This is a genomic window from Streptomyces sp. UW30 (assembly GCF_008042075.1).
In the GTDB taxonomy this organism is placed as follows: domain Bacteria; phylum Actinomycetota; class Actinomycetes; order Streptomycetales; family Streptomycetaceae; genus Streptomyces.
Map to the genome: position 1 here is coordinate 42,015 of NZ_RDBN01000048.1, position 7,714 is coordinate 49,728.

8 protein-coding genes are annotated in these 7,714 nt (G+C 72.8%); 5 read left to right on the forward strand and 3 right to left on the reverse strand.

What is annotated here, in order from left to right; all coding sequences use genetic code 11:
- The first annotated feature begins 246 nt into the window (after positions 1 to 246).
- The 5 genes from EAO75_RS33065 to EAO75_RS33085 all read left to right on the forward strand — a co-directional run bounded on the left by EAO75_RS33065 (position 247) and on the right by EAO75_RS33085 (position 5,440).
- Positions 247 to 837, forward strand: coding sequence for a helix-turn-helix domain-containing protein (locus EAO75_RS33065; RefSeq protein ID WP_147998851.1), 591 nt, complete (start codon positions 247 to 249; stop codon positions 835 to 837).
- A 133-nt stretch (positions 838 to 970) separates the two neighbouring features.
- Positions 971 to 1,471 (forward strand): toxin, encoded by a 501-nt coding sequence (locus EAO75_RS33070; RefSeq protein WP_147998852.1) that lies wholly within the window; start codon positions 971 to 973, stop codon positions 1,469 to 1,471.
- On the forward strand, positions 1,468 to 2,703 hold the full coding sequence (locus tag EAO75_RS33075) for an MAB_1171c family putative transporter (protein ID WP_147998853.1): 1,236 nt from the start codon (positions 1,468 to 1,470) through the stop codon (positions 2,701 to 2,703). The genes EAO75_RS33070 and EAO75_RS33075 overlap by 4 nt, the downstream gene beginning before the upstream one ends.
- A complete protein-coding gene (locus EAO75_RS33080; protein ID WP_147998854.1) occupies positions 2,700 to 3,884 on the forward strand; it encodes an MAB_1171c family putative transporter in 1,185 nt (394 codons plus the stop codon). The genes EAO75_RS33075 and EAO75_RS33080 overlap by 4 nt, the downstream gene beginning before the upstream one ends.
- Before the next feature lie 155 nt (positions 3,885 to 4,039).
- On the forward strand, positions 4,040 to 5,440 hold the full coding sequence (locus EAO75_RS33085; protein WP_147998855.1) for an NAD(P)/FAD-dependent oxidoreductase: 1,401 nt from the start codon (positions 4,040 to 4,042) through the stop codon (positions 5,438 to 5,440).
- 38 nt (positions 5,441 to 5,478) lie between these two features.
- Here EAO75_RS33085 and EAO75_RS33090 read toward each other — a convergent pair whose 3' ends face one another.
- The 3 genes from EAO75_RS33090 to EAO75_RS33100 all read right to left on the reverse strand — a co-directional run.
- Complete coding sequence (locus EAO75_RS33090; protein ID WP_147998856.1) at positions 5,479 to 6,327, reverse strand: SMP-30/gluconolactonase/LRE family protein; 849 nt, start codon at positions 6,325 to 6,327, stop codon at positions 5,479 to 5,481.
- Entirely contained in the window at positions 6,324 to 7,097 is a 774-nt protein-coding gene (locus EAO75_RS33095; protein ID WP_147998857.1) for an IclR family transcriptional regulator, read from the reverse strand. The genes EAO75_RS33090 and EAO75_RS33095 overlap by 4 nt, the downstream gene beginning before the upstream one ends.
- Positions 7,098 to 7,229: 132 nt before the next feature.
- On the reverse strand, positions 7,230 to 7,714 hold a 485-nt coding region (locus tag EAO75_RS33100; protein ID WP_222724007.1), incomplete at its 5' end, for a hypothetical protein.

Consider the following 7,714-nt stretch of genomic DNA (forward strand, 5'->3'; position numbering starts at 1 on the left):
GCCACGTCAAGAGGCGGGTGCGCAGCCGGAAGTCGCACCTCGTGAAAGGCACACGTCGCGCAAGCGGAATGCGTCTTTCAGTGACGCGATCATTGCTCGCGGTGACCTTTACTGTCAACCATTGCTGCGAAAGAGAGCAGCTATTGCTGCCGTACGCCGCTGGCCGCGACGGGAGCGACCCGATACGCTCCCGTCAGCCCAGCCACGGATCCGGCGAACGCGCCCAGGGAGAACAGGGAGACCTCGGTGAGAGACGCCCACGCTTCCCTCGCCGAACTGCGCGAGCGCCTGGAGGAACTGACCGGACGGCCGGGCCTGCTGGCCGAAGTACTGGACGTGGCGGAGCTGTCGTACGCGACCGGCATCCCCACGGACACCGTCGCCGCCCTGCTGGCGGGGCGCGGCGTGCCGGAGACGAGCCTGGACGAGCGCGTCCGGCAGCGGCTGGACTTCCTGCGCGAGACCCGGCGCCGCCCCGACGGCAAGCGCTACTCGCTCGACGAACTGGCCAAAATCGCCGGGACCAGCAGACAGTGGCTGAGCGAGTGGCGCCGCAGCGGACTGCCCAGTCTGGAGCACGCCGACCGGATCCGCCGCCACTTCGACCTGCCCGCCGGTTTCTTCACGGCGGACGAGGCGGAGGCGCTGCACACCGCGCTCCAGCCGGTGCTGGGAGAGCTGGAGGCGAAGGCCGATCCGCTGGCCCCGCTGCGCACCCCCGGGTTCTACCGGCTGGCCAGGCGCGCGCCGCACATGTCGCCGCGCAAGCTGCGGGCGCTCGCGGAATGGGCCGAGATGATCACGGAGCGGAACCCCGCGGAGGACGACGACCTCTGAGGACCCGGCGTTGGCCGTGCACAGGCTCGGTTTCGGCCATCCCTGGCCGACCGCCGGTGCTGGAGGTGGCTGAGGCGACGTGCGGCTTGGCATATTGCACAGGGTCGAACGTCCAGCAGCCACGGGGAGAACCGTGCGTACGAACAGGGAGATGCGTCGTCTCGCCGACGCCCTCATCGGCCCCATGCGCGTGCCCGTCCCCGCGGACGCGGAGACCCTGTTCCAGGCGGTGGTGGACTCGGCCGTCCAGTGGCGCGGACGTCCGATCGTCGTCCACCGTGAGGTGTTTCCGCCGCACACCGCGAGCGGGCTGTGGCTGGAGCGCGAGACGCACGACGACGTCATCGTCGACAAGCGGGCCGCCGTATGGCACCAGATCGTGATCTTCTGCCATGAGGTGTGGCACATGCACCAGCGGTGCGGCACCGGGTCCGGCACCCAACCCGCCGCCGCGCGCACCGACTTCACCCTCGCCGACGAGCAGGAGGCGGACCGCTTCGGCATGCTGATGGGCCGTCGGCTGCGCACCTGGCTGGAGGCCTCGGCGGACTCCGTGTTCGCGGCCGGCGCCGACGGCGAGGACCTGGCCGGACGCATCGGGGCCGCACTCAACTACCGCGGGACCACGAGATGAACGGCCTGCTCGGCTATGTCAGCTGCGCGGCGCTGTGGCTGGGCCTGGTGGTGAAGTCCCCGGACCTGATCCGCCATCGCCGCGACCCCTACCTGCTCACCATCTGCGCGGTGCTGGGCCTCGGCGGCCTCTGCTTCCTTCTCGGCGCCCCGCCCACCGTCGGCGGCGTCAACCGCCTCAGCGGGATCCCCAACCTCGCGGCGCCGCTGACGTACGCGGCGATCACCGCGTACAGCGCCGCCTCCCAGATCCTGGTCGCCCTGTGGCGCGGCGGGCCCGGCGTGCACCGCACCACCCGCCGCTGGGTCCTGGCCTACGCCGGTGTGGTGCTGTGCATCGCGGTGCTGTTCCTGCTGGGTGACGCCCCGGTGGAGCGCCGGGAGGACCTGGACACCTACTACGCGACGACGCCGTATCTGCGCGAGATGATCCTGCTCTATCTCGCCGGGCATCTCACCGCCGTCACCGTCACCGCGTTCTCGGCGCTGCGCTGGGCCCGCGAGGTGCGCGGTCCGCTGCGCGCGGGGCTGATCACCCTGGGGGCCGGGGCCGTGTGCGGTGCCGGGTACAGCATGTCCAAGCTCGTCGCCGTGGCCGCCCGCTGGTCCGGGCAGGACTGGCCCGCCCTCGGCACGGACGTCGCGCAGGCCGCCGCCGGTCTCGGCGCCCTGCTGACGGCCACCGGCGTCCTGATACCGGTGGCCGGGCCCCGGCTGGCCGAGTGGCGGCGGGCCTGGCGGACGTACGTACGTCTCGCACCCCTGGAGCGCGAACTGGACGACATCCTCACCCGGCGCCGGCTGCGCCTGCCGCGCCCGCGCTGGTCCTCCCCCGCCACCCGGCTGGTCTGGCGCCAGACCAGCATCCACAACGCGCTCAGCCACCTGGACGCCTACGTCGACCGGGAGTTGTACGACGAGACCCGCGAGGCCGCCCTGCGCACGACCGGCGACCCCGAGCGGGCCGCCGCGACAGCCTGGGCGGCGGTGATCGCGGCGGCGGCCGGGCTCTGTCTCGCGGACCAGGACGAGCGCGGGCACGAGGCTCCCGGACCGGCGTCCGGGCGGGTCCGGCGGCCGGTGCACGCCGGTGAGTCGGAGTGGTTCCAGGAGCGGGCGCCCGGTCCCGACGCGCTCGTGCGGATCGCGGACGCGCTGGCCACCTCGCCTCTCGTACGCCGGGCCACGGCCGGGGTGCGGGCGATGGCGGCGGAACGGAGCTCGGCCGTATGAGTCTCGTCGTCTATCTGGCGGCCGCCGTCCTCGCGCTGTCCGCGGCCGTGCTGCTGCGACGCCCGCGTACGACGCCGGGGACGCCGTCGGCCCTGCGCAACCCGCTGACCGTGTCCACCTGCGTGGCCATCGTCCTCGGCGCCGTCGTGTTCCTCTGTTCGGCGCCGATGACCCTGGCCGCCGTCAACGACCTCACCGGGATCCCGAACTTCGGCGCCCCGCTGACCTACGGGCTGCTCTCGGCGTACAGCTGCTCCTTACTGATCCTGCTGATCAACTGGCGGGGCGGGCCCCGGGAGCGGGTGCGGCGGCTGGTGCTGCGCAGCATCGCCGTGTACGTCCCGCTGATCGTGGCCGTCGTCGTGCTGTTCACGCTGGCGGACGCGCAGGTGGAGCGGCTGAACGACCTCGACACCTACTACGCCAACACCCCCGGCATGCGCGAGATGATCGTGCTCTATCTGCTCGGGCACAGCGCGGCCATCGTGGCGATGTCGGTGGTGTGCGTGCGGTGGGGCCGGGAGGTCACCGGGCTGCTGCGGGCCGGGCTGTGGCTGATCTTCCTGGGTGCGCTGCTGGACCTGGTGGGGTTCCAGCTGACCAAGTACACGGCCGTGGTGGCCCGTTGGACGGGGCACGACCTGGACTTCCTGTCCACCAAGGTCGCCCCGCCGATGGCCGCGCTGGCCGCGCTGCTCTGTTCCGCCGGGTTCGTGCTGCCGAGGCTGCTGCCGGCCGCCGTGGGGCACTGGCGCGGGCTGCGCGACTACCGGCGGCTGGACCCGCTGTGGCTGCGGGTGGGGTTCGTGTCCACGGCCCCCAAGCCGGCCTCCTCCTGGTGGCAGTCGCCCGCGGAGCGGCTGCACTGGCGTGAAGTGGCCATCCATGACGCCCTGTTGGCGCTGGCGCCCTACTTCGACGACCGGGTGCGCGAGCGGGCGCGGTCGGCCGCCCTGGCCGAGGGCCGCCCCGTGCACGAGGCGCGCGTCGCCGCGGAGGCCGCCATGCTCGCCGCCGCGGCCCGTCGGGCGGCGGCCCGCGAGGAGCCGCTCAGGGCGCCGAGTACCTGCCGGCTGCACGCCACCGAGGTGTCCGGTGCGGGCGGGTTGGTGGAGTTGGCGCAGGCTCTGGGGGGATTGGCTGCCGCGGGCACGGTGCGTGAAGGTACGGTGAGAGCCTAAGCGCTCCGCGGGAAGCGCCGCGATGGGGAGTGCCGCGATGTGTCGTCGTCAGTCTGCGGCGCCGTCGTGGCTGGTCGCGCAGTTCCCCGCGCCCCTTTCGGGGCGCCGGGGCGCCCGTCGGCCGGCCTTCACGGCCACTGAGTGCGAGGGGTCGCATGTCGCGTAGAGCTGTCGTCATCGGTGCGGGACTGGCGGGCATGCTGGCCGCGGCGGCACTGTCCACCGTCGCGGACGAGGTGGTCGTCCTCGACCGGGACGAGCTGCCCGACGGGCCCGAGCACCGCAAGGGCCTCCCGCAGGGACGCCACGCGCATCTGCTGATGGCCGGCGGTCTCGCCGCGATGGAGGACCTGGTGCCGGGCGTGAGCATGCGCAAGCATCTGCTCGCCGCCGGAGCGCGCGAGGTCCCGCTCGCCTCGGGCATGGTCGCCCTCACCCCCGAAGGCTGGTTCCGACGCTGGCGGCATCCCGGACCGCAGATGCTGACGAGCACACGGGCGCTGCTGGACTGGGCGATACGGGTCGCGGTGCTGGCCAACACCACAGTGGAGATACGCAAGGCGCAGGCGCTGGAGCTGACGGGCTCGTGGCAGCGGGTCACCGGAGTGCGCCTGGCGACCGCCGCCGGTACGGAGGAACTCCCGGCCGACTTCGTGGTGGACGCGAGCGGACGCGGCTCACGGGTCGTCAAATGGCTGGCAGGGCTGGGTATTTCGGACGTCCGCGAGAAGGCGGTGGACGCCGGTCTGGTGAACGCCACCCGGCTCTACCGCACCCCCGTGGGCGCCGAGCGCTTCCCCCTGACCATCGTGCAGGCCAACCCCTACCTGGGCCGGCCCGGCCGCAGCGGGATGATGCTGCCGATCGAGGGCGACCGCTGGATGGTGAGCCTCGCGGGCACCCGGGGCGGCGGTGAACCGCCGTCGGACCCGGAGGCCTTCCTGCGGTACGCCCTCGACCTGCCCGACCCGATCGTGGGCCGGCTGGTCTCCGGCGCCGAACCGCTCACCGACGTCCATGTCAGCCGCAGCACCAGCAACCACCGGCGGTACCTGGAGAAGACGCGGCACTGGCCCGAGCGCTTCGTCGTCCTCGGCGACGCGCTGGCCACCTTCAACCCGACGTACGGGCAGGGCATGTCGGTGGCGGCGATGGGCGCGCAGGTGCTGAGCGGGGAGCTGCGGCGCACGGGCCTGGACGGGGCGGGCCTCGCCCGTCGGGTGCAGCGGGCGGCGGCCCGGTCGGTGGAGGCGGCGTGGACGATGGCGGTGAGCCAGGACGTGTGGTTCCCCGATACGCGGGGCGGCTCGCCCGGGCTCGCGGACCGTGCGCTCACCGCGTACACCCGCCGCATGATCCGCACGGCGACCGGCTCGTACACGGCGGCGTCGGCGGTGTGGGACGTGACGAGCATGACGACGGGGCCGACGCGACTGCTGCGCCCCTCGACGGTACTGGCGACGCTGAGCGGCCCGCCGTTGCCGGCGGCGGTGGGGGCGCCGCTGACGAAGGAGGAGCGGGAGATCCTGCGGGAGCTGGACCGGACGGTGAGCTGACGCGTACCACCGTCCGGGGCCGTTGGCCGACTCCCTCGTCAGCCGGCGAAGGCCGGCTGGGCCAGCCCCTTCCCCGCGCCGGGTACGACAAGCAGCGAGCCCGACAGCGCAAGCGGCGAGGCCAGTCCGACGCGGGCGGTCGTGATGTAGAGGTCGCTCAGGTCGGGCCCGGCGAACGCGCACGCGGTCACCCGGGGCACCGGGAGCTCGATCACGCGGTCCAGCTCACCGCTCGGCGTGTAGCGGCGCACCGCCGCGCCGTCCCACAGGGCCACCCACACACAGCCGTCGGCGTCCACGGTCAGCCCGTCGGGGAAACCGGCGCCGTCCTCGATCTCGACGAACGGCCGCCGGCCCACGACGCCCCCGTCCACGTGGTCGAAGACGTCGACGCGCCGGGTGGGCGAGTCGACGTAGTACATGAGGCCGCCGTCGGGGCTCCAGCCCGTGCCGTTGCTGACCGCCACGTCGTCCAGGACGAGGTCCACCGAACCGTCGCCGGTGAAGCGGGACAGGCTGCCGCCGCCGGGGGCCTCGTCGTAGCGCATGGTGCCCGCCCACAGGGAGCCGTCGGGGGCGACGGCGGCGTCGTTGGCGCGGCGGCCGGGGACGGCTTCGTGGTGCAGCCAGCGGAAGGTGTCGTCCGGATCGAGCAGTCCCACCCCGTCGCGCAGGTTGAGGACGAGCCCGCCGCCGACGCGGGGCTTGACGGCGCCGACGTGCTGCGGGGTGGTCCGCACGGACCGGCGCCCGGAGACGGGATCGAAGGTGTGGACCCGCGACCGGAGGATGTCGATCCACAGCAGCCGACCGCTGCGCGCGTCCCAGGTGGGCCCCTCGCCGAGCTCGGCCTGCGCCAGTACCGCGACCTCGTACTGGCCGCTCATGCCACGTTCCGGTGTCCGAGGCGCTCCGACAGCTCGGCGGCGCCCTTGGCGGCGAGCTGCTCCAGCTCGGCGCGGCGCTCGTCGCTCCAGCGGATCATGGGGACGGAGATGGAGAGGGCGGCGACGACCTGCCCGGTACGGTCCCGCACGGGTGCGGCCACGCAACTGACGTCCGGGTTGGACTCCCGGCTCTCGACGGCGATCCCCCGCTGCCGGATCCCGGCGAGGGCCTCGCGCAGGGCGCCGGGTTCGGTGATGCTGTTGGGTGTCATGGCGACGAGCTCGGCCCCGTCGGGGATACGGGAGCTGAGCTCCGGCTCGGGAAGCGAGGCCAGCAGCATCTTGCCGACGGACGTGCAGTGGGCGGGCAGCCGGCGCCCGGCGGCGGACACCATGCGCACGGCGTGCGTCGAATCGACCTTGGCGATGTAGATGACGTCGGTGCCTTCGAGGATGGCCACGTGCACGGTCTCGTCGCAGGTCTCGGCGACGGACCGCGCGACCTGCTGCCCCTCGGCGGCGAGGTCGAGCTGCTCGGCATACCGGCTCCCGAGCTGGTACGGCCGTACGCCCAGGCGGTACCGTCCCGGCTGACCGGGAACCTGGACGATGTACGACCGGGCTGCGAGCGTGGTGACCAGTTCGTGCACGGTGGTGCGCGGCAGCTGGAGCTTGCGCACGATGTCGGGGGCGGACAGCGTGCCGTCCCCGTCGAGGAAGAGCTCGAGAATGTCGAGAGCCCGCGTCACGGCTGGTACGAGGCGTCCCACGTCCGGCCCCTTCCCTTGGGTGTCAGTCAGGCTGCGTTCGATATTTCAACAGCCGATCGGAATAACGAACACAGGCTACTCAAAGTCCGTTTACCCAGGCAATGGCCGTGCGGGGACCAGCCTCGAAACCCTTCAGCCGCCCGCCTTCCCCGTGCGGACGTACATCAGGTCGAAGTCCGTCGTCCATTGTTCGCCGTCGGGTGACTGTTCCCAGCGGCCGTCGATCGTGTTGCCGTCGGGGCTGACGGTGACGGTGAGGCGCTGGTGGAAGCCGGGGGCCGCGCGCCATTGGCGCCAGGTTCGGTCGGTCATGGTGGCCTGGTAGACGCGGGCGACCGCTCGGCCGTCGGTGTAGAGGACGGTGAATTCGTCGGACGTGTCGTCGTAGCCGATCAGGGCGAGGGTCGGGAAGGGGGCGTTCGGGGCCCAGGCGCCGGGGAGGGCGGTGTCAGGGCCGATGTCCGCGCGCTGGGCGAGGACGGTGCCGCCTTCCAGCCAGGCGAACTCCGTGCGGATCGGGCCGACGGTGTGGCCGGCGGCCCACAGGTCCCACTCGCCGACCATGACGTCCAGTCGGCGAACAGCTTCATGGCCCGCACCGACGCCTCCACGGTCAC